The sequence below is a fragment of the Spirosoma aerophilum genome, from assembly GCF_054782495.1.
On the sequence record NZ_BAAGSJ010000017.1, the window covers coordinates 13,359 to 35,367 of the forward strand.

Genomic DNA, 22,009 nt, shown 5'->3' on the forward strand with positions numbered 1-22,009 from the left:
TCTTTTCTATACATTCAGATTTTTAACAACCAACCTGGTTGAATTTTCTTAGACATAATAAAAGCGGTCATCCATTTCTGAATGACCGCTTTTATTATGTCTAAAGCTTATGTTCTTACTTGTTCCGACCTACGCCAATCATGGCACAACGGAAACCAATCATTGCGGTAGCAGAATCCTGATCCAGGAATCGACGGGTACCGGGCGACAGCCAGTAGGCTACATCATTCCAGGAACCACCTTTATAAACCCGCAGTTTATCGTCAATTAAAGACTGCTTATTCTTGGTATCGTAGTTTTTGGATTCATCCAAATAACCGTTCCGACGAATTGGGTTCAAGTCATTCACATCCTGGTAAGAAAGCGGACGGTACACGTCATACACCCACTCGTTTACGTTTCCGGCCATGTTATATAAACCGAAATCATTAGCCGGATAGGCGTAAATTTCTGCGGTAATAATAGCGCCATCGTTCGAACGGCCGGCTATACCTGCGTAGTCACCACGACCCCGTTTGAAGTTAGCCAGCATTTGGCCCTGTTTGCGGCCCTTCTTAGGATTTCGAACCGAAGAACCATCCCAAGGATAGATCCGCTGATTTATTTGATTCTCGTCCATGTATTGCGTTCCTATGAGTGCTTTAGCAGCGTATTCCCATTCGGCTTCGGTTGGTAGACGATAATCGGGCAAAACAAGTCCGCTTTCGAGGCTTGGCTTTGGCGGGCCTGCCGCTGTAGAAGCTGTTGCTTCGGCCATTGCCGGTGCTTCAACTGTTTTCGATTTACGCTTCAGCGAAAAACCACCCCCCTTTTTCTTTTCCTTGGGTGCTCCTCCTTTTGCCAGTTCATTATTGACAGCATTAGAGCGCCATACCGCATAATCACTAGCCTGTACCCAAGACACACCTACTACTGGATAGTAGCGGAAGGCCGGATACCGCAGGTATTGTGTTACGTACGAATCGTTGAAAGATAAGGGGTTTGCCCAAACCGTTGTATCTGGCAAAGCCGCCTTCACTACCTCTTCGGATGAATCGCGGGAAATGGCGTTCAAATATTCGAGATAGTGAACGTTAGCCATTTCTGTTTCATCCATATAGAATGACTGAATCGAAACGGTCCGTTCCCGGTTATCGCGGCTGTTCATTACATCCTCTTCCAGGGCGCCCATTGTAAAACGACCCCCTTCAATAAACACGAGGTTTGGACCAGCTTTTTGTCCTGCAAATTTCTTTACCTGGAAACCGTCCTTCTGGTTGTAAGCAATTCCCGTCGCCGTACTCTTCTTGCCGGGCTGCACACTGGTCGGGTGCTTGGACTTACAAGATGCCAGTGCCGCCGTAGCCAGCAGCACATAAAGCGCTCGTTGCAGGTGATACTTTTGAATCATTGCTCTATTTTGTGTAAAACGTAGGTGCAAAAATCGTAATTAATTTGTCAACGACCCCATTATTTCGTCTAATTGCTCGACAGAATAAACGTCTGAGTGTGTAATAATTGGACGTCCTTTCGATTCTTTCAACGAACCTTTGGTCGGGTTCCGCTTGATGTACTCAATTACCTTGCCAAACTGGTCTGATTTAAAGAACTCGTCGTTCCCGTTAGAAACGAAGTATCCTTTCATGATATTATTCTTGAGCGTCAGTTTTTCGAGGTATAATTGCTCAGCTTTCCAGCGAACGTTCACCATTTTGATCAGGTTTTCGACTTCTTCCGGCATTGGGCCGAAGCGATCGATTACTTCCTGCCTGAACGCCTGTAACTCTTCGTCATTCTGAAGACTATCCAGACGAGTATATAACGCCAATCGTTCCGAAATATTAGAAACGTATTTTTCGGGAATAACGACCTGTAAATCAGTTTCGATCACGGTATCCGGCAGGGACAGTTTCAGATCTCCTGGTTTGGTTTCGAACAGGTCTTTAAATTCATTTTCCCGAAGTTCCTGAACGGCTTCGTCCAGCACTTTGTGATACATCTCGAAGCCCAGGTCGTTCACAAATCCGCTTTGCTCTGCCCCTAATAAATTACCAGCTCCCCGAATATCCAGATCGCGCATGGCGATTTTGAAACCTTCGCCCAGGTCAGAGAAATCTTCGAGCGTCTGGAGTCGTTTGCGGGCATCGGCTGTCAGGACCGAGGGCGGTGGCGTTAACAGATAACAGAATGCTTTCCGATTCGAGCGGCCTACCCTACCCCGCATTTGATGCAAGTCGGATAAGCCAAAGTAGTGGGCGTTGTTGATCAGAATCGTGTTCGCATTGGGTATATCCAGACCCGATTCGATGATGTTTGTGGAAATCAGCACATCGTAATCGCCTTCTATAAAACGCGTCATGATACGCTCTAAACGATCGCCCTCCATTTGACCGTGAGCCACGCCAATGCGTGCTTCCGGCACGAGTCGCATAATCAAGTTGCCTATCGACTCAATGTCGTTTACCCGGTTATGAACAAAAAAGACCTGACCACCCCGGCGGATTTCATTGCTGACAGCATCCCGAATGGTCGCTTCATTAAAGGGATGCACTTCGGTCGTAACGGGTTGGCGGTTTGGTGGGGGTGTGGCAATGACCGATAAGTCGCGGGCACCCATCAATGAGAAATGCAGGGTTCTGGGAATCGGTGTTGCCGTCAATGTTAACACATCGACTTCAACCCGCATTTCCTTGAGTCGGTCTTTCGTTTTAACGCCAAATTTCTGCTCTTCATCAATGACCAGTAATCCCAGGTCTTTGAACTTGATATCTTTATTGACAATTCGATGCGTCCCGATCAGAATACCAATTTCTCCCGATGCCACACCTTTCAGGATTTCTTTTATCTGAGCCGCCGTCCGGAAACGATTGATGTATTCGATCTTAACCGGAAAATCGGCCATGCGCTCCGAAAAGGTCTTGAAATGCTGCATGGCCAAAATGGTTGTGGGCACCAGAACGGCAACCTGCTTATTATCCGTAACAGCTTTGAAAGCCGCTCGAATGGCAATCTCAGTTTTGCCAAAGCCCACATCGCCACAAACCAGCCGATCCATTGGGTGCGGACGCTCCATGTCGTCTTTCACGTCGTTAGTCGCTTTCGCCTGATCAGGTGTGTCTTCATAAATAAATGAAGATTCCAGTTCAGCCTGAAGAAAACTATCCCGGCTGTAGGCAAAACCCGGTGCTGTCCGGCGTTTGGCATACAACGCGATCAGTTCACGGGCAATGTCTTTTACCTGTTTCCTGATGCGTGACTTCTTCTGCTCCCACTCCTGCGAGCCAAGTTTGCTCATGGTGGGTGGACCACCTTCGCGCCCGCTGTATTTGGCTATTTTATGAAGGCTGTGGATGCTTACCAGCAGGATGTCATTGTCCCGATAAATCAGTCGGATGGCTTCCTGCTCATTGCCTCCATGATCGACCTTTTCTAGCCCTGCGAACCGACCAATACCATAGTCGACGTGTGTCACGTAATCGCCGGGCTGCAGCGTTTTTAATTCCCGAAGCGTGAGCGCCTTCGATTTGGAAAACTTGTCCTGAACGCGGTATTTATAGTAGCGATCAAAAATCTGGTGATCGGTGAAGCAGGCGATTTTCAGCGCTTCGTCCATGAAACCTTCCCGGAGGCCAATGTTCATGGGTTGAAACTTGACAAACGGGTCCAGTTCTTCGAAGATAGTTCGTAAACGGTCCAGCTGTTTGTATGATTCGCCTGCAATGATATTGGTAAATCCTTTCGCCTGGTTGTCGCCGAGTGTGTCGATCAACCGCTTAAAATCCTTGTTGAAGGAGGGCTGTGGTTTGGAGTTGTATTGTTGGCGGCCTTCGGTTTTAAAATAAAACTTTCGACCGAATTCCACCGTTCGAAACTTCTTAATTTCATTCAGAAAGGTTCGGCGAGTCTCGAACAATGCATTCGGATCCGAAACGATCTGAATACCCCCGCTATTGGCAAGCACTGTTGCAAAGCTCTGCTCGGCTTTTTCGTAGCATTTTTCGATTATCTCCAGCGTGAATTCTACGTCTTTTGCCCAGACGGTGGTGGCTTCGGGCAGGAAGTCGAAGAAGGGTTCGCGGCTTTCCTGGGTAAGCTTAGTCTGAATATTCGGTATGATATTAATGAACTCAACTGGGTCGGTCGAGAGCTGGGACTCCGGGTTAAATTTTCGGATGCTTTCGACATCATCACCAAACAAATCGATACGGAAAGGAAACTCGCTGGCAAACGAAAACACATCAATGATGCCACCACGTACCGAAAACTGGCCAGCTTCATACACAAAGTCTGTTTTTTCAAACTCATACGTTTGGAGCAGTTCTGATACGAAGTGGGTATCCAGCTTCTCTCCTACCCGGATGGTTAACGTATTGGCTTGTAAAGACCGCTTGTTGATTACTTTCTCCGAAATGGCTTCCGGATAGGTAACCATCAAAAGCCCATCTTTTGGCGCCGGATTCAGCTTGTTCAGCACCTCAGCCCGCATGAGTACGTTGGCGTTTTCTACCTCTTCGTACTGATACGGCTTTTTATAGGACATTGGGAACAGCAGCACTTCCCGGCCAAGCAGGTTCTGCAGATCGTTGAAGAAGTACGCGGCTTCATCGCGGTCGGTCAGTATGTAGAGGTGATTTCCCCCTACCATATTGAAAACTGCCGAAGCAAAAACGGCATCCAAACTACCGGACAGTCCTTTAATCTGTAAGCGTTGAGGATCACTGGACGGTTTCCGGTTAAACGGTTCAGTGAGCAATTTGATAAAACTATCGTCGGTATAAATACCGATCAATTCTTCAGGTTTCAAGCGAAAGTCAGGTTGTATGTCAAGCACGAAAAGCCGCTGGAAGGACATTCCGGCGGCACGCTAAGGTAACAGTAGCTTGAGGAAATTTGTTGCGTCGGGGTATTATTTCAACTCCGACATGAGCGCATAATCGATGCTTTCCTTTTCCAGCATCTTTCGGATACGGGGGCTATCTTCAAATACGACGACCAGTTCTTTTTTGTCAATGGGTTCGGTTTCGTCGATCCATTTCCAGTCTTCAGCGGTGGCGTCGAGTATGTTCAGGACGCTTCCAAGCTTAGCCGGGTCGCGCTCTTTTCCGATTAATTCGTTCGTATTTGTTAAATAAAGAACCACTCGTTCATCCTCTAGCCATTGCAAATCATTGAGCGAATCATTGAGTGCTTCAAGGGTGAAACTGAAGTTCGGAATCTCCAGAATGTCGGCCATTTCTTCATAAAAATGCCGCAGTGTTGTGGCATGTTTTCCGTCTATGTGAGCAATGAAGTCAGTGGCATATCGGGCTTCAAGTTCGCGTTCAGACTGGCAGATGAGGATGTTTGGCGTCATGTGTTTTGTATAATTTAGAGGTCGTTTTGCTGTTAAAAAAAGTTTCACGTGAAAACTGATAATCAGCAAGTTGTAAACGTATGTAACCAGTTAAACCCTGGTTACTTAAGCGATTTTGGTTGTAACCGGCTTGCAAAAGTACAATTTGCAGGCACAAAAAAACCCTCTTTTTTAGAGGGTTTTTCACGGATTCAGTTCAATGAAAAGAGAGGTATTCGAGCGGCAACCATGTTATGAAACATCAGCTCGGTAATCATGGGTGTCATGTATTTTATGAGCGGAAATTCGGAAATGGATTCCATTACTTCCAACTCTGAATCGGCTTTACAAATGCACCAAAGTTTCTGTCGATCGGCCGAAAGAGAGTATGACAACAGAAAGCCCTTCTCCATTAACTCGTCTACTTTGAGCCGTTGGGCTGGTATCCGGTTTTCGAACCCTTCATCCAGAACGGCCGGAAGATCAAATTCAACCATGTATTGGCTCATAGGCTGTATTGTTAGATGACAGCCGGAGTTTGTCGGTCTCCAGCTAGTAGCAAATTAACAACGTTTAGCTCATCTTCGTTAATCGAGTGTGGAAAATTTGGATACAATTTCGTCGTCACGTCAGCGCCCATCTGCCGAAATACGGCTTCAGATTCCAGAACCCGCTTTTTAGGGATATGAGAATCCGTGTCGCTACAGCCTAAAAAAACCGGCGTTTTATCTAACGACCCTTCATAAGCACGAGTTGTACCATCCGGTCCGATCAACCCGCCACTTAAGCCAAAAACTCCGCCGTACTCAGACGCATTTCGGGCAACGAATTCCAGCATCAGGCAAGCACCTTGTGAGAAACCAAGCCAATAGATCTGCGGTAATTTGAAATTAAAGTCAGCCTGCAGTCGACCGCGTAAACTGGCCAGAACCTCCAGGGCTGAAGACAAGTACGGCTCATTTTCACTTTCAGGCCGCAAAAACGAATATGGATACCAGGTGTTGCCCTGAGCCTCGGGAGCTACAAACGCAAAATCTTTATCCTGGATATAGTTGGAAAGCGACAATATGTCCTGCGCTGAGCCACCCCGGCCGTGAACCATGACCATCACCTTCGAGGCTTCCTCAAGTGGTTTGCCAGCTGTTCGGATGTTATTAGGGTTGTGTATCATACGTGGATGAACGCACAGGCACAGAGAGCACAAAGTTTGTGCAGAAATCGATTCTTTGTATTCTCTGGGCCTCTGTGTTTAAAAATTATTTCAGACTGATTAAAGGCAATTCTGCTTCAATTTTCGCCCGGCGGGGTTCGTATTGAGGAGGCAGTTTCAAGGCAGTTCCCAGTTCGGCAAGCGGCTCATCGACGGTGAATCCGGGCGGGTTGGTCGCAATTTCGAATAAGATGCCACCCGGTTCGCGGAAATAAATACTGTTGAAATAGTTACGGTCCTGAACGGGGGTCACATGATACCCTGATTCCGACAACTGCTGTTGCAGGATCAACTGGGTTTCGTCGGAGTCCGTCGAAAAGGCAACGTGGTGTACCGAGCCCGCACCCTGTAGGGCATGGACATCTTTGGGCGAATGCAGCACATCCACATAGTTGCCGGGGCCACCAGCACCGGCCTTGAACCGGAATCGACCCTCCTCCTCTCCTACCAGCGTATGCTGCATCGTTTCGGTCAAAAGCTTCACGGTCCGATCGGGGTTGAGTTCATTCAGGGTAACGGTATGAAAACCACGAACGGCGTATTCGGCGGGAATGCGACCATTGTCCCAACCGGTACGTTGATCTTCATCGGTGAAGACAAGCTCAATACCCATACCATCGTAGTCTTCAAACCGCACATACGATTCGGAGAACCGTTTGTAAGGGCCAGCGTACGGAATGTTGCGCTCGTGCAGGCGATCCATCCAGAAACTAAGCGAAGCTGTGGGCGCTGAAAAGGCAGTGTAGGTCAACTGACCAACACCTTTACGGCCACGGGGCAGTTTTCCGTATGGGAAAAAAGTTAAAATGGTTCCGGGCGAACCCGTTTCGTTGCCGTAGTATAAATGGTAGACATCCGGAGCATCGAAGTTCACAGTTTTCTTGACCAAACGTAAACCAAGAATATCCGTATAGTAGTCAACATTCCGTTGTGTATCACCGGCTAATGTCGTAACGTGGTGCAGGCCGTTTATGAGCGTTTCCATATGTGTTGAAAGTTTTTATCGAGTGAAAAGGTTTTAAATGTTTCTACATTTGATGTATATACATTTAATTTTAAGAAAATGTTCAAAAGTCGAGAACCGATTTATTGGCAAGTCAAAAAAAGCGCTTTTAAACGGATAAGGACAAAAAAAGCGTCCGCACTATACGTACGAACGCTTTCTAAAACAGTAGGCCGGTTACTGATTATTCCATCAGGAACGGATAATCCTGCTGCATGTAAACATCTTTGAAGGCTTCTTCAGGAGCCGGGTAAGGAGACTCTTCCGCAAACTTGACGGACTCATCAACGATCACCTTTATTTTCTGGTCAATCGCGTTCAGGTCATCTTCGGTAGCAATGCCTTTTTCGAGGATAGCGGCTTTCACCTGCTCGATTGGGTCGCGGAGTTTGTATTCTTCTACTTCCTCTTTCTTCCGGTATTTCTGCGGATCCGACATGGAGTGACCCCGGTAACGATAGGTACGGAACTCAAGGAAGGTCGGGCCTTCGCCAGCGCGGGCACGGTCGGCGGCACGGCTAACAGCTTCGTGAACGGCCTCAACGCTCATAGCGTCGACGGGTTCAGAAGGCATGTCATAGGCTTCAGCCAGGGTATACAGATCGGTTACGTTTGATGTCCGCGCAACAGAAGTTCCCATGGCATAGCCATTGTTCTCAACTACAAAAATGACGGGCAGTTTCCACAGCATGGCCATGTTGAAGGCCTCGTGCAGGGCACCTTGACGAACGGCACCATCGCCCATGAAGGTGATGCAGAGGTTGCCGGTCTTGTTATATTTTTCGGAGAAGGCAATGCCCGCACCCATTGGGATCTGCGCGCCTACGATACCGTGACCACCAACAAAATTGACCGACTTGTCGAAGATGTGCATCGAACCGCCTTTGCCTTTTGACGAGCCAGTTTGTTTGGCAAACAACTCAGCCATGATGGCTTTTGGGTCAGAACCCAGGGCCAGCGGGATACCGTGATCCCGATAGGCCGTAATCCATTTGTCGTCTTTTGTCAGGGCTGTATACGATCCTGACGAACAGGCTTCCTGACCAATATATAGATGGCAGAATCCCCGGATTTTTTGTTGACCATAAAGTTGCCCGGCTTTTTCTTCAAACTTCCGCTGCAACTGCATGGACTCATACCAATACATATACCGCTCCTTGGGATGCTGTACTTTCGTGGCAACGGCCGATTGGGCTTCCGAAGCCTTACCATTCTGTTTGGGTTTCTCTTTGACGCTTGCCATGAGGAATGTGTTCGATAAAATGAGCTATCGTTGGCGCTATGCCGTACGGAGCCAGTAAGCTAGAGGTCTGTTTACCTAACAAACCGACCGTATCTTTGTTGCCAATGTTGATTGCTCAAACAGTCATTATGACCAGGTGAGCAATTAATTCCTGCGAAATTACGCATTATCGCGTTATACGCTACACCTATGCACCTCGAAAAGCTTAGCCTGACCAATTTTAAGAACTATGAAGACGCCCGCTATGTGTTTGGGCAACAGGTGAACGTGATCGTAGGACCGAATGGAAGCGGCAAAACAAACCTCCTGGACGCTGTTTATTTCCTGTCGCTCAGCAAAAGCGCCTTTCAGACGCAGGACGCCTTAAGTATTTTGCATGATGCGGATTATTTTATCATCGACGGTATTTTTGACGAGCACGACGACCAGAATGCCTTTCCAGGTCGGACCCCTCCAGGTCGGACCAATCCAGGCCGGGTTCAAATTACAATTAGTCTGCAACGGGGTCAGCGGAAGGTACTGATGGCCGATAAAAAGCCGTATGAACGCATTAGTGAACACATTGGGCGGTTTCCGGTCGTGCTCGTAGCGCCTAATGATACCGATCTGGTGCGAGACCATAGCGAAGAGCGTCGGCATTTTTTTGATGGGGTGCTCTCCCAACTCGATCCCAATTACCTGCGCGACTACCTGATGTATCAGCAGGTGCTTAAGCAGCGAAACAGTCTACTCAAACTCTTTGCCGAACGTAGTCAGGTCGACAACGATCTGCTGGATACCTACGACGAGCCTCTCCTCGACCTGGGTCAAAAAATTCATAATCGCCGAAAACAATTCGTTGAAGAGTTTCTGCCCAGTTTCCGAATTCATTACGCTTACCTGAGCGATGATCGCGAAGAGGTGAATATCGTTTACGAGTCGGAGGTGAGCAACCCCGCTTTTGCCGATGAGTTCCGGCATTTCCGTCGGCGGGATACGGTCCTGCAGCGCACCACTATGGGCGTTCATAAAGATGATTACTCGTTTTTGATTGGTGGCCAGGCTGACCAGCCAGCGGTGCCCTTAAAAAAGTTTGGCTCGCAGGGGCAGCAGAAAACGTTCGTCATTGCCCTGAAGCTGGCCCAGTTCGATCAGCTAAAGACGGAGAAGGGAGTAAAACCCATTCTGCTCCTGGACGATATTTTCGATAAGCTGGATGACCGCCGTATTGGTAAACTCATTCAGCAGATGGATGAAGGTGTGTTTGGCCAGTTGTTTATTTCGGATGCCCGCCCGGAACGCACGAGGGAATTGCTCACCAACGTAAAGGCCGATGTGAAGTTTTTTGAGATTGGGTCCTGATTAGTCCATAGTACGCAAATTCATACCAGGTTAATCAAGTGTAAATAATGATCAAGCGTTGTTGCGCGCTCATTGTTTAGGTTGAATTACGCTGACAGCTGGAAGCTGTTTGGTATAAAAAAAGCCCGGCGCCGGATAGGTTCGTCGGGCTTTTCGGTTGCTTCACTCCGCCATTTCGGCCGTTCATCATATTCTCCAAACTTAGATTGGAAACTACGAACTATATTTGAGTTTCCGGAGTTCATCTAGTAAAAGTGCTATTCATTGATGAAAGAGAGGATTCTGGAAGAGGCTGAACGGTTGTTTTGGAAGTATGGCGTTCGGTCGGTAACGATGGAAGATATTGCCCGAAATCTGGGTATATCCAAGAAGACAATTTACCAGCATTTTTCTGATAAAGAACAGATTCTGTATCAGGTAATTGAGAGTAAAATTGGCAGAAATCTTTCAGAAATGAACTGTATGGTGGTTGAAACGGCAAATCCTGTGGAGGAACTTCTTAGCGTTCTGAACATGATGCAGCGTAACGCCGACCATGTTAGCCCAAACCTGCTTATTGATGTAAAACGATACTATCCACAGGCGTTCACACTCTTCAGTAAGTATAAAGAAGATGCGATAATGCGATCTATTCTTGAAAATATCCAAAAAGGTATTTCTCAAGGACTATACCGAGACGATATAAGTCCGGCTATTTTAGCCCGGTTACGGGTCGAACAGATAGAGCTGGCTTTCGACAATGAGATTTTCCCCACCGACACGTATTCCATGCATGAGATTCAGTACGAACTGATTCACCACTTCGTGCGCGGTATGCTTACCGAAAAAGGCTTTACCATTTACAACCAGTACGTTAATCAATACAACCATGAGGTTAAAGTTTACAAGAAAGACAGCAATGATCTGGCTGCTCGCCTTGCTGAGTAGTACAGGGTCTTTGCTTGCTCAGAACAAACAGGAGTTCTCACTCAACGAAGCAATCAAGTTTGCCATTGAGAACAACATCAACGTTAGGAATTCAGGGCTGGATGCGTTAAGCTCCGAGTCTCGGATTCAGGAGATCAAAGGGGTTGCCTTACCACAGGTATCGATAGCAGGACAAGTAACGGACAACCTGATTATTCAGCGGGTGTTTTTGCCAGCCATTTTTTTCGATCAAAATGCCTCTCCTGATGCGCCTGCTGTACCGGTTCAGTTTGGGGTAGCTTACTCGGGTGGTTTTTCCGGTACGCTCAATCAGCTTTTGTTTGATGCGTCGTATCGGCTAGGGCTGAAAGCGGCTGAAACCTACCGCCAACTGGCGCAGAAGAACATAACGGCTTCGAAGATTACCGTGGCCGAGCAGGTGGCGAAAGCCTACTACGGTGTGCTGGTGAACGAACAGCAGATCAAGTTGCTCGATCTGAATATTGCCCGCGTTGATACGTTATTCAAAAATACGCAGGCGCTTAACAAACAGGGCTTTGCCGAAAAGATTGATGTGAGTCGTCTGGAAGTTCAGGTGAATAACCTGAAAGCAGAGCGGCAGAACGTGAAAAATCTGGTGGATCTGAGCTATTACCTGCTGAAGTTTCAGATGGGACTGGGTATCAATGACAACATAACACTGACGGAGCAAATTCAGGATATTGATCTGGATGCGATGGAACGTACTACGGCTCAGTCAGCGGCTGAATTCGACTATAACCAGCGCATCGAATTTTCGACGCTGCAATCGCAGATTCAACTGGCCGATCTGGATCTACAAAGCACGGCAAAGCAATACTATCCACGGCTGAGCGCTATTGCCAACTACGGATACAATACGGGACGCAACAAATTCAGTAGTCTCTTCACCGACCCCTGGTTCAATTCGGCAACGGTTGGTATCAACTTGTCGGTACCCGTTTTCGATGGTTTTCAGAAGAAATACCAGGCGCAGCAAAAGCGATTCACGCTGCAGAAAGCGCAGAACAACGGACAACTGCTGAAAAACTCCATCGATCTGCAAATCCGTCAGTCAACCATCACGCTGGGGAATAGTCTGCAAACGCTCCGAACACAGAAGCGCAACGTTGAACTGGCCCAGGAAGTAGCCCGCGTAACCAAGATCAAGTATCAGGAAGGTGTAGGGTCGAACATCGAAGTGCTGGATGCTGAGAACTCGTTTCGGCAGGCGCAGGCGAATTACTTCGCTTCGCTGTACAACTTCCTGCAAACCAAAGTGGATGCCGATAAAGCGAACGGAAAGCTCTATATCGGTAACTAAATGGCAATCCATACACTGTTAACCAATGTATGGAAGCAACCTGAACGAATTTTAAAACTGCAAACGATTACAAATGAAACCATACTACGCAATTGCCCTGGTGAGCTTATTAGCGGCCTGCTCGGGAGAAAAGAAAACAGATGTACAGGGTAAACGGGAGGAGCTGACCGAACTGAAATCGCAGCAAACGGAGTTGACCACCAAGATAAAGACGCTGGAGGCCGAACTGGCCAAACTTGAGCCGAAAAAGCAGGAAGATGTACGCGTTAAGGATGTAACAGTATCGCCGGTGGCGGCCACGACGTTCAAGCACTTTGTCGAATTACAGGGCACGATCGACGCGAAAAACAACGTACAGGTATCGCCTAAATCGGGCGGTGTTGTTACGGCGGTTTATGTGAAAGAAGGTGATCAGGTACGGGCCGGGCAGGCGATTGCGAAAATTGACGATCAACTGCTGCGGGAGTCGATGGCCGAGGTGAGAACCCAGCTGTCACTGGTAAATACGGTTTATGAAAAACAGGCGGCTTTGTGGAACCAGCAGATCGGTACGGAAATCCAGTACCTACAGGCGAAGAACAACAAAGAATCGCTCGAACGCCGACTGGCCACCCTCAATGCTCAACTGAGCCAGTCAACGGTAACAGCGCCGATTTCCGGGGTTGTGGATCAGGTAATGGTCAAAATTGGACAGTCGGCAGCACCGGGCATGGGACTGGTTCGGGTCGTGAACTTAGCCCAGCTGAAAGTGGTGGCCAAAGTGTCTGATACCTATTCGGGCAGCGTTCGCAAAGGTGATGCCGTGATGATCGAATTTCCGGACCTGCAGAAAAGCATGAACTCGCGCATCTCGTTTGTGGCAACAACGGTAGACCCGCTGACCCGGACGTTCACCATTGAGGCCCCTCTCCCATCCGACAACGCGCTGAAACCAAATATGCTGGCGCGCATCAAGATCAACGACGAGACAAAAGCGAATGCCATTGTGATCAACCAAAACCTTATCCAGAGCACTGAGAACGGGCAACTGGTGTACGTAGCGGTGAGCGAAGGCGGCAAGAAAGTAGCCAAAGCACGGACTATCAAAACAGGTCCGTCATACGGAGGGCAGATCGCCATCACACAGGGATTACAGGCCGGTGACCAGATCGTTACCACGGGCTATCAGGATTTGGTTGACGGACAGGCGATCAATTTTTAATCAGGTTTTTGGCGGCTGGATCCGGTTTGTTTCCAATTGGTGAAACACCCGAAACCAGCCGCCAAAAACGACAAACTCCTTCTTTATGAAATTTGAACAGTACAAAACCCTCGGATTCACCAACTGGTGCGTGGAGAACCGAACGGCGATTTACATCTTCACCTTCCTGATTACCATAGGTGGGCTGTTCGTTTATAACAACCTGCCGAAAGAGCAGTTTCCGGACATCAAGGTTCCGCAGGTGTACATTAATACGGTGTATGTGGGAACGGCCCCGGCCGATATTGAAAACACCATCAACAAGCAGATCGAAAAGCAGCTCAAGTCCATCTCGGGCGTAAAGCGCATCAAATCGAATGCTTTGCAGGATGTATCGGTTATTCTGATCGAATTCAACCCGGATGTGAATTCGGCCGAAGCGCTGCAACGGGTTCGCGATGCCATTGACAAAGCGAAGCCCGATCTGCCGCAAAAGCTGGATGCCGGTCCAACGGCGCAGGATGTTGACTTCTCCGAAATGGCGATCATGAACATCAACATGGCCGGTAATTTCTCACTGAAACAACTGAAAGAGTACGCCGAGGATTTACAGGACGTCATTGAAGGAATGCCCGAAATTCGTCGGGTCGACATCGTTGGGGCACTGGATCGTGAGATTCAGATCAACGTCGACCTTCCCCGGATGCAGTCGGCAGGGCTGGCTTTCTCGGATATTCAACAGGCAATTCAGGGCGAAAACGTAAACGTGTCGGGTGGGGAACTGCCCATTGATGGCGTTCGCCGGACGGTGCGGGTAAAAGGTGAATTTACCGATGTTACCCAGCTTCAGAACTTGCAGATTCGGACCGCTACGGGGGCTACCGTTCGGCTCGGTGAAATTGCTGATGTGCGTGATAACTTCGAAGAGCAACAGAACTTTGCCCGGTTGAATAACAAATCGGTTGTTACCCTGAACGTAATCAAACGCGCCGGTGCCAACCTGATCTCGGCCGCCGACCGGATTGAAAAAACGATTGAAGACTACAAGGAAACCCGTTTTCCTGAAGGTCTGGAAGTGAAAATCACCGCCGACCAGTCGGAGCGGACCCGTGAAAACGTCAATGACCTGATCAACACCGTTGTGTTGGGATTCATTTTCGTGGTGTTGATCCTGATGTTCTTTATGGGCGTTCGGGATGCCATCTTCGTGGGGCTGTCGGTACCGTTGTCGGCCCTGGTGGCTTTCGTGCTGATGCCGGTTTTAGGACCTGCTGTTGGTGCTTCGTTTACGCTGAACACGATGGTACTCTTTGCCTTCCTGCTCGGTTTGGGACTTGTGGTGGATGATGCCATCGTGGTAATCGAAAACTCGCACCGCCTGTTTAACGAGAACAAAGACTGGGATATCAAACAGGCCGTAAAAGCGGCTGCGGGTGAGGTATTCGTACCGGTTTTATCTGGAACGCTAACGACCATTGCGCCGTTCTTCCCGCTGCTGTTCTGGCCGGGTATCGTGGGCGAGTTCATGAAATTCCTGCCCCTGACGCTTATACTAACGCTGTTCGCTTCCCTCTTCGTTGCCTACGTGATCAACCCGGTATTTGCCGTAACGTTCATGAAACGGCACGACGATGATAACCACGAAGACAAACAGAGCTTCCAGGAGATCAAGCGGCCGCTGATCATTATGACGGTGCTGGCGGGTGTTGGCTACGTCGTTGACCGGGGTATTGGCAACCTGTTCGTGTTGTTTATTATCCTGTATGTGTTCAACCATTACGTGCTAACGCCGAAGCTGATCGTGCCTTTCCAGGAGCGGTTACTACCCGCCCTTAAGAATGGGTATCGCCGGTTGATTTCGTGGATATTGACGGGATGGCGTCCGGTGGGTGCCATCGGCGGAGCCTTCGGTTTGCTGATTCTGACCTTCATTATCGTCGGTATCGCCAAACCTAAAGTGTTGTTCTTCCCCAGTGGCGAGCCCGATTACATTTACGTGTACAACGTCATGCCGATTGGTACCGATGCCCGCGTAACCGATTCCATAACCAGAGTTATTGAGAAGCGTGTATTTAAGGTACTGGAAGACAACAAAGCAACTGACATTGTTAACTCCGTTATTTCGAACGTGGGTAAGAACGCCGGTGACCCGATGAACCCCGACCGGTCGGCCACACCGCAAAAGTCGAAAGTGACGATTGCCTTCAAGCCAAACGAAGAACGGAACGGTATTTCGACCGACTCGCTCCTGGCTAAAGTACGGGTGGCAGTGAGTGGTTTGCCGGGTACGGAGCTGTCTGTAGAACGGGAATCGAACGGACCGCCAACGGGTAAACCGATTGCCATTGAAATTGCCGGTGAGGAGTTCGGTGAACTTCAGAAGCTCGAAAAACAGGTTCGGCAAAAGATTTCTCAGGCGGGTATCAAAGGCATCGACCAGCTTAAGTCGGACCTGATCACGAACAAGCCGGAAATTGTTATCAACATCGACCGCGAAAAAGCCGAGCGTGAAGGGATTTCGTCGGGTCAGGTGGCCCTGGCCATCCGGACCGCCCTGTTCGGTTTAGAAGTGTCGAAGTTCCGCGATGCGAAGGATGAATACCCGATCATGGTCCGTCTGAAATCCGACGACCGGAGCCAGATCGACAAGCTGTTAAGTCTGAATGTGGTGTATCGGGACATGGTCATGGGCGGGCAACTGCGTCAGGTACCCATTACATCGGTCGCCAACATCAGCTATTCGACAACTTTTAGTCAGATCAACCGGAAAAATCAGCAGCGGCTCGTTACGTTAAGTTCCGATGTGGTGCCGGGTTATAACGCCAACCAGATTGTGGCACAGATTCAGGAGGTCATCAAAGAGATTGACGTCCCGAATGGCTATACGCTCAAAATGGGTGGCGAGCAGGAAGACCAGCAGGAGTCGATGAGCTTCCTGATATCGGCTTTTGGGATTGCTATGATGCTCATTTACCTGATTATGGCAACGCAGTTCAACTCGGTGGTGAAGCCGCTGATCATCTTCGTGACGATCCTCTTCTCATTGATTGGCGTCCTGCTTGGGTTCGTGATATTCAATAAGGAATTCTCCGTCATCATGTCGGGTGTGGGGATCATTGCCCTCGCCGGTATTGTGGTGAAAAACGGGATTCTGCTGATCGAATTCATCGAAGAGTTGCGTGGACGGGGCGTTCCCCTTCGTGAAGCCATCATCGAAGCGGGCGGCATTCGTCTGACGCCGGTATTGTTAACCGCTTCGGCGGCCGTACTAGGTCTGATTCCGCTGGCCTTGGGCATCACCGTCGATTTCGTGGGCCTGTTCCGCGACTTCGATCCGCACATCATCGTAGGTGGCGATAGCTCCGTATTCTGGAACATCCTGGCCTGGACCATCATCTTCGGCCTAACGTTCTCGACTGTATTGACACTGGTCATTGTGCCGTGTATGTACTGGATCAACGAGCGTATCCGGATGAAATGGTTCGGCAAAAAAGATCCGGCGCTTGAGCGTAAGGAGGAGTTGGAAGAAGAGTTAGTTTAGATTTTTAAAGAGTGAAAGAGTGAATGAGCGATGAGTCCGGTGGGACACTTCGCTCATTCACTCTTTTTGTGGTGTCAGTTTCTTAAAACTGACATAGCGAGGACGGTTCGCCGTTGCGATTCTCAAAACCTCGTTGATTAACTAGCGGCTGAACGGGATTTAAGGAAAACGCATCACCGAACACTAGCCAGCCGAACGAGGTTTTGAGAATCGCAACGGCGAACCGTCCTCGCTGTGGCGGGTCTGGGACCCGCCAGCACAGCATCACTCGCTCTTTATTTAAACACCACCCGGCTCCATTTCTCCGGCCGATGGGTGTCGTATACGCCGTGGGATGTCATGACCATGGCTGGGTGCGGCTGTACTTCCTGTCCCGACGACATTAATTTCTGGAAGCGGCCCAGGAACATCCGCCATTCATCACCGGGTTGAGGAGGCAGGTTACGACCGTTAGCCAGGTGCGTCAAACTCGACCATGGAATAGCGATTTCCAGCGACCAGCCTTTGTCAATGTCGCTGTTGTCGTTCAGAGTGCCGTCAATCTGAACGGCCGTTTCCAGACCCGGCATGTCGTAGTTCAGGAACGCCCAGCGCAGACCGCGCGGGTGTGTGCCGTACCAGAACGAGGGACCGCTGCGATCGAGGTCACCGCCGAAGGTGAGCGCCTGCGGCCCAAATACATCGAACTGAGGAATATCAAAGCGGCTGCCGCGCTGGTAGGCATCTTTCCAGATAAAAAATACCTCATACACCGTATTACGGGCATTCACTTCCAGTTCGTAATAACAGTCGCCCCCGTCGATGAAGAGTTCGAGGTCGCTTTCCAGAAAGATGATGGAATCCCGTTCGGTCAGGTGCGCTTCTACGAAAGGTTCTTCAGCCTGAAAGGCAACGTACAGGTGCGTGTCGTTCCAGACGATAGCCGTTTTGGTATCGTACATGCCCGGCGCGCCCGAAGCCATGTCCACAAAGCGGGGGCTCCAGACGGCCTGTTGCCAGATGGGTTTCGTCAGGTCTCCATCGACTGTTATTGTCTCCTTTATTTTGGTAGCGGTATATGAATCCATATAGAGTTAGAGGGCTTACAGTGTAAACCTAATGGTTTCTAGATTATACTCATATGTAGCGAAGATGGCCTATCACTACCTGTTGGCAACTGAGTAATTCAAACTGCTGCCGACCTTTATTGAGTATCATGGAGACACAAAATCATACGGTTACTACGCTGATTGTCGGGGCATTAGCGACTCTGCTGTTCGTTGGCTGCTCCGGCAAAAAAGAAGCCGATCAACAACTGGCCGACGTGCCCACGTATAAACTCATTCCCGCCAAACGGGTGTTATTCAACTCTTTCGTTGACTGCAACATGGCCGAAGCCTGGGTGGGTGATACGTTCCGGATTTTTCCGGGCAAGTACGGCGAAGACCCGCTCTGGGGTAATGCCCGCGACCTGAAATATGCCGACGGTAAAAACGCCGAAGAAGCCTTTGCCCGGCAGGGAAAGGAATTTACCGAACCTAAAATGCCACTGAACGTACCGATTGGTCAGGCTGGCTTGCACGGGGCCGTTTGGTTTGAGACCGTTTATCAGGACACCACCGATACCTCCGGCAAAACACTTTACGCTGTTTACCACAACGAAAACTACCCGGCCACCCTCCCCTACGACCCGAAAACCGGCGAAGGATACATCGACAAAAAATGGCCGCAGGGACTAACCGGTCCGAAGTCGCCCGCTGCCGTTTGCCGGATCGGTATCATGAAATCAACTAACGGTGGAAAGGCGTGGGAGAACAAAGGACTCTTTATTGAAGACCTTCAACCCCGGATGATTCTCAAACCGCACAACACGTCCAAGACCTTTGCCGGGGGCGTCGGCGATCCCTCTGCCGTAGCCAGTGGCGACTACCTGTATCTGTTTTATGGAGAGTATGGCTATCCCGGCCAATACGACGAAGCGGGTTATGACCGGAAAAAAGAATGGAGCGGCCAATGTATTAGTGTAGCCCGCATTAAACTGAGCGATCTGGATAATCCCGTTGGTAAAGCCCGACGGTGGGATGGTAAAGGTTTCAACGCACCTTACAACGGTGTAGGTGCCCCCATTGCGTCCCTGCAAATTCCGGAAAGCGAAGGCGGTGGGGCCGCATCCTCGCCAACGGGCGGCTTTCACTGGGGGCCGTCGGTGAGTTGGAACACCTACCTTAATTGTTGGGTTATGCTCATGGGCAAAGTCGTAGGGCAGTCGTGGGCGGGAAGCAGCATTCATATTTCGTTTAACCAAAACCTCGATCTGGGCGAAGCCCTTCAATCGCAGGCCTGGTCGAAACCGAAGTTACTGCTCGATAAACCGGGGTTTTTCCTGTGGTATCCATCCCTGCAACCCATGAACACACCCGATGATATTGCCAACAAACATACCTGCCTGCGGTTAGGGCAGCGGGCGCGGCTGTTTGTCAAGAACATCAAGCCCGAAAAAAGCGAATACCTGTCCGAATACATCCTTGAGTTCAGCAAGAGCACTAACTAAACATTCATGAATCGTACTGCCTTATTTTTCATTCTTCCCGCTATCCTGCTGCTGATCGACTGGTACGTTTTTCAGGCCGTGAAGACCCTTAGCCGTTCAGCTACAGAAAGCACCCAACGGATTATTACCATTGCGTTTTGGGGGTTTACAGCGTTATCGTTGGTGCTGTACGTCATCATGCAGCTGCTCCCCCCCGATTCCATCAGTCGCAACACCCGGACGTTTTTGTGGGCCGCCATTGCCATTCCTTACTTCTCGAAAATCTTCGCCGTACTGATCATTTTCATTGATGACATCGGCCGGTTCTTCCGGTGGATTGTTTCGCTCTTCTACAAGCCCGAAGTTCGGGAAGCGGTTGTCGATACAAACCGCCAAAGCATACCCGCGACGGACACCATCACCCGTTCCGATTTTCTGATGAAAACGGCGCTGGTTGTCAGTGCGGTGCCGCTGGTTGGTTTTACGTGGGGGATTGTCTCGGGCGCGCATGATTACCGAATCCGGCGGATCAAGCTCCCGCTGAAAAACCTGCCTTCCGGTTTCAACGGCATGACCATCGCCCAGATCTCGGATATTCACTCGGGTAGCTTTTTTAACAAAACAGCGGTGAAAGGGGGCGTCGACATGCTCCTCGGCCAGAAGCCCGATATGGTATTCTTCACCGGCGATCTGGTCAACAGCCATGCCGAAGAAGTGAATAGCTACATCGACATTTTCAATAAAGTAAAGGCCCCGCTGGGGGTATACTCGACCCTGGGAAACCACGATTACGGGAAATACGTGCAATGGCCGAGCGTTCAGGCCGAACGGCAGAACGTGATGAACGTAGTGGCGGCTCACAAGCAGATGGGATGGAACATTATGATGGATGAAAACAAAATTCTGGAGCTGAACGGCGATAAAATTGCCCTGATTGGGGTTCAGAATCTTGGCTTCGGTCCGGCGGCCTTGCGGGCGGGTAATCTGGCCAAAGCTTACGAAGGCACGCAGGATTATCCCGTCAAGCTGCTCCTCTCCCACGACCCGACCCACTGGGATGCCGAAGTTCGGCCGAAGTACCCGGATATCGACGTTCAGTTCAGCGGTCACACGCACGGCGCTCAGTTTGGCGTCGACCTGGGCGATGTGCGCTGGAGTCCGGCGCAATACTTCTACAAACAATGGGCAGGCTTGTATCAGGAGGGCAATCAGCGATTGTATGTGAATCGGGGCTACGGCTACATCGGCTATCCCGGCCGCGTCGGCATCCTCCCCGAAATAACGATTTTTGAGCTGGTGAAAGCGTGATAAGCGGGACAATCACATGTATCAACATGAATTAGTTGAAAGCTTGTGTTAACTTGCCGTAGCTTATGGAGTATCGGTTAACTTATTCCCTGCTCATTCAGTTACCCCTATCAATTAACCATCACATACTATATGAAAATCGTATTCATTACCGGACTTTCCTTTTTCATGTCGCTGCTGTCGTTGCTGAACATCAAGCCAGCACAACCGCAGGAAACGGCGATTCCGCTTTGCCATGCACCGGCTACCGACGGCGAAGGCAACGACATGTCGGCCATGGCCGCTGACCCGGCTTTCCAGCGACTGCACGAAGCTCCCCTACCCTTCACCTACGTTGGCGCGGGCGAGATGATCAAGTTCTCGACACCCGACGGTCAGTCGGCAAACGGGTTTCTGCTGAAGTCGAAAAAGAATTCCAACAAATGGCTGCTCGTCTATCAGGAGTGGTGGGGTCTGAACGATAACATCAAGCAACAAGCCGAAACGTTTTACAACGACCTGAAGGATGTGAACGTACTGGCCGTTGACATGTATGACGGCAAAGTGGCGACTGAGCCATCGGAAGCAGGCAAACTCATGCAGGGTGCCAACAAAGAGCGGCTGGCCAGCATCATGAAAGGGGCTATCGAATATGCCGGTCCTAAGGCTGAATTTGCCAGTGTTGGCTGGTGCTTTGGTGGCATGCTGTCGTTGCAGTCGGCTATGCTGGAAGGCAAAAAAGCCAAAGGCTGCGTGATGTACTACGGTCGGCCGGAGCAGGATGTGGAGAAGCTGAAAACCCTCGACACCGACGTACTGGGCATTTTTGGCAGCCAGGACAAAGGCATCACGCCGGAGTCAGTTAAAACGTTTGAAGAGAACATGGCGAAAGCTGGTGAGAAAGTGACCGTGAAGATGTACGATGCCGGTCACGGCTTTGCCAACCCAAGCAACCCGGTTTATAACAAGGAAGCCGCAGCCGATGCCTACAAGCTGGCGCTGAATTACCTGAAAGATAAACTGAAAGCGTAATTAGTTTACCTCTTTATTTTGAGTGGAAAGCCTGACTACTACCTAGTGGTCAGGCTTTTTAATTAAACTTTAAGAAGATTCTTTACGTTTTCATTAAACGATGG

16 protein-coding genes are annotated in these 22,009 nt (G+C 49.6%); 8 read left to right on the forward strand and 8 right to left on the reverse strand.

The window, feature by feature from the left end; all coding sequences use genetic code 11:
• Positions 1–115: 115 nt before the first annotated feature.
• The 7 genes from ACYVK4_RS22320 to pdhA form a co-directional block, all read right to left on the reverse strand.
• Positions 116–1,390 carry an SUMF1/EgtB/PvdO family nonheme iron enzyme gene (locus ACYVK4_RS22320; RefSeq protein ID WP_461129781.1) on the reverse strand — a complete coding sequence of 425 codons (1,275 nt, stop codon included), beginning with the start codon at positions 1,388–1,390 and terminating at the stop codon, positions 116–118.
• A 39-nt stretch (positions 1,391–1,429) separates the two neighbouring features.
• The gene (gene mfd / locus ACYVK4_RS22325) at positions 1,430–4,783 is read right to left on the reverse strand and encodes a transcription-repair coupling factor (RefSeq protein ID WP_461129782.1); all 3,354 of its coding nucleotides are present in this window, start codon (positions 4,781–4,783) and stop codon (positions 1,430–1,432) included.
• A gap of 102 nt (positions 4,784–4,885) precedes the next feature.
• Entirely contained in the window at positions 4,886–5,332 is a 447-nt protein-coding gene (locus tag ACYVK4_RS22330; RefSeq protein ID WP_461129783.1) for a barstar family protein, read from the reverse strand.
• A 191-nt stretch (positions 5,333–5,523) separates the two neighbouring features.
• Positions 5,524–5,820: a muconolactone Delta-isomerase family protein gene (locus ACYVK4_RS22335; RefSeq protein ID WP_461129784.1), complete on the reverse strand. Its 297-nt coding sequence runs from the start codon at positions 5,818–5,820 to the stop codon at positions 5,524–5,526.
• A gap of 11 nt (positions 5,821–5,831) precedes the next feature.
• Positions 5,832–6,482 (reverse strand): alpha/beta hydrolase, encoded by a 651-nt coding sequence (locus ACYVK4_RS22340; RefSeq protein ID WP_461129785.1) that lies wholly within the window; start codon positions 6,480–6,482, stop codon positions 5,832–5,834.
• An 85-nt stretch (positions 6,483–6,567) separates the two neighbouring features.
• Complete coding sequence (locus ACYVK4_RS22345) at positions 6,568–7,506, reverse strand: ring-cleaving dioxygenase (protein ID WP_461129786.1); 939 nt, start codon at positions 7,504–7,506, stop codon at positions 6,568–6,570.
• Between the two features lie 202 nt (positions 7,507–7,708).
• Positions 7,709–8,767: a pyruvate dehydrogenase (acetyl-transferring) E1 component subunit alpha gene (gene pdhA / locus ACYVK4_RS22350; protein ID WP_461129787.1), complete on the reverse strand. Its 1,059-nt coding sequence runs from the start codon at positions 8,765–8,767 to the stop codon at positions 7,709–7,711.
• Positions 8,768–8,956: 189 nt separating this feature from the next.
• Here pdhA and recF point away from each other — a divergent pair, with 189 nt between their 5' ends.
• The 5 genes from recF to ACYVK4_RS22375 all read left to right on the forward strand — a co-directional run bounded on the left by recF (position 8,957) and on the right by ACYVK4_RS22375 (position 17,077).
• Positions 8,957–10,108 (forward strand): DNA replication/repair protein RecF, encoded by a 1,152-nt coding sequence (recF, locus tag ACYVK4_RS22355; protein ID WP_461129788.1) that lies wholly within the window; start codon positions 8,957–8,959, stop codon positions 10,106–10,108.
• Positions 10,109–10,375: 267 nt separating this feature from the next.
• A complete protein-coding gene (locus ACYVK4_RS22360; RefSeq protein WP_461129789.1) occupies positions 10,376–11,035 on the forward strand; it encodes a TetR/AcrR family transcriptional regulator in 660 nt (219 codons plus the stop codon).
• The gene (locus ACYVK4_RS22365; protein WP_461129790.1) at positions 11,007–12,356 is read left to right on the forward strand and encodes a TolC family protein; all 1,350 of its coding nucleotides are present in this window, start codon (positions 11,007–11,009) and stop codon (positions 12,354–12,356) included. Before ACYVK4_RS22360 ends, ACYVK4_RS22365 begins: the two co-directional genes overlap by 29 nt.
• Positions 12,357–12,429: 73 nt before the next feature.
• The gene (locus ACYVK4_RS22370; protein ID WP_461129791.1) at positions 12,430–13,557 is read left to right on the forward strand and encodes an efflux RND transporter periplasmic adaptor subunit; all 1,128 of its coding nucleotides are present in this window, start codon (positions 12,430–12,432) and stop codon (positions 13,555–13,557) included.
• 85 nt (positions 13,558–13,642) lie between these two features.
• Complete coding sequence (locus ACYVK4_RS22375) at positions 13,643–17,077, forward strand: efflux RND transporter permease subunit (protein WP_461129792.1); 3,435 nt, start codon at positions 13,643–13,645, stop codon at positions 17,075–17,077.
• Between the two features lie 275 nt (positions 17,078–17,352).
• Here the strand turns inward: ACYVK4_RS22375 and ACYVK4_RS22380 are convergent, their stop codons facing one another.
• Positions 17,353–18,144 carry a carbohydrate-binding family 9-like protein gene (locus ACYVK4_RS22380; protein ID WP_461129793.1) on the reverse strand — a complete coding sequence of 264 codons (792 nt, stop codon included), beginning with the start codon at positions 18,142–18,144 and terminating at the stop codon, positions 17,353–17,355.
• Between the two features lie 128 nt (positions 18,145–18,272).
• On the opposite strand from ACYVK4_RS22380, the gene ACYVK4_RS22385 reads away from it, so the two are divergent.
• From ACYVK4_RS22385 to ACYVK4_RS22395, 3 genes are all read left to right on the forward strand, one after another.
• Positions 18,273–19,607: a hypothetical protein gene (locus tag ACYVK4_RS22385; RefSeq protein ID WP_461129794.1), complete on the forward strand. Its 1,335-nt coding sequence runs from the start codon at positions 18,273–18,275 to the stop codon at positions 19,605–19,607.
• 6 nt (positions 19,608–19,613) lie between these two features.
• Positions 19,614–20,894, forward strand: coding sequence for a metallophosphoesterase (locus ACYVK4_RS22390; RefSeq protein ID WP_461129795.1), 1,281 nt, complete (start codon positions 19,614–19,616; stop codon positions 20,892–20,894).
• Positions 20,895–21,026: 132 nt separating this feature from the next.
• Entirely contained in the window at positions 21,027–21,905 is an 879-nt protein-coding gene (locus ACYVK4_RS22395; RefSeq protein ID WP_461129796.1) for a dienelactone hydrolase family protein, read from the forward strand.
• The last annotated feature ends 104 nt before the right edge of the window (positions 21,906–22,009 follow it).

What these genes read in the sequence shown, in the direction of transcription:
- ACYVK4_RS22385 (WP_461129794.1), top strand. Translation starts at nt 18,273, where the DNA reads ATGGAGACACAAAATCATACGGTTACTACGCTGATTGTCGGGGCATTA.
- ACYVK4_RS22340 (WP_461129785.1), bottom strand. Translation starts at nt 6,482, where the DNA reads ATGATACACAACCCTAATAACATCCGAACAGCTGGCAAACCACTTGAG.
- ACYVK4_RS22380 (WP_461129793.1), bottom strand. Translation starts at nt 18,144, where the DNA reads ATGGATTCATATACCGCTACCAAAATAAAGGAGACAATAACAGTCGAT.
- pdhA (WP_461129787.1), bottom strand. Translation starts at nt 8,767, where the DNA reads ATGGCAAGCGTCAAAGAGAAACCCAAACAGAATGGTAAGGCTTCGGAA.
- ACYVK4_RS22390 (WP_461129795.1), top strand. Translation starts at nt 19,614, where the DNA reads ATGAATCGTACTGCCTTATTTTTCATTCTTCCCGCTATCCTGCTGCTG.
- ACYVK4_RS22335 (WP_461129784.1), bottom strand. Translation starts at nt 5,820, where the DNA reads ATGAGCCAATACATGGTTGAATTTGATCTTCCGGCCGTTCTGGATGAA.
- ACYVK4_RS22395 (WP_461129796.1), top strand. Translation starts at nt 21,027, where the DNA reads ATGAAAATCGTATTCATTACCGGACTTTCCTTTTTCATGTCGCTGCTG.
- ACYVK4_RS22365 (WP_461129790.1), top strand. Translation starts at nt 11,007, where the DNA reads ATGATCTGGCTGCTCGCCTTGCTGAGTAGTACAGGGTCTTTGCTTGCT.
- ACYVK4_RS22320 (WP_461129781.1), bottom strand. Translation starts at nt 1,390, where the DNA reads ATGATTCAAAAGTATCACCTGCAACGAGCGCTTTATGTGCTGCTGGCT.
- ACYVK4_RS22375 (WP_461129792.1), top strand. Translation starts at nt 13,643, where the DNA reads ATGAAATTTGAACAGTACAAAACCCTCGGATTCACCAACTGGTGCGTG.
- ACYVK4_RS22360 (WP_461129789.1), top strand. Translation starts at nt 10,376, where the DNA reads ATGAAAGAGAGGATTCTGGAAGAGGCTGAACGGTTGTTTTGGAAGTAT.
- ACYVK4_RS22370 (WP_461129791.1), top strand. Translation starts at nt 12,430, where the DNA reads ATGAAACCATACTACGCAATTGCCCTGGTGAGCTTATTAGCGGCCTGC.
- ACYVK4_RS22345 (WP_461129786.1), bottom strand. Translation starts at nt 7,506, where the DNA reads ATGGAAACGCTCATAAACGGCCTGCACCACGTTACGACATTAGCCGGT.
- ACYVK4_RS22330 (WP_461129783.1), bottom strand. Translation starts at nt 5,332, where the DNA reads ATGACGCCAAACATCCTCATCTGCCAGTCTGAACGCGAACTTGAAGCC.
- recF (WP_461129788.1), top strand. Translation starts at nt 8,957, where the DNA reads ATGCACCTCGAAAAGCTTAGCCTGACCAATTTTAAGAACTATGAAGAC.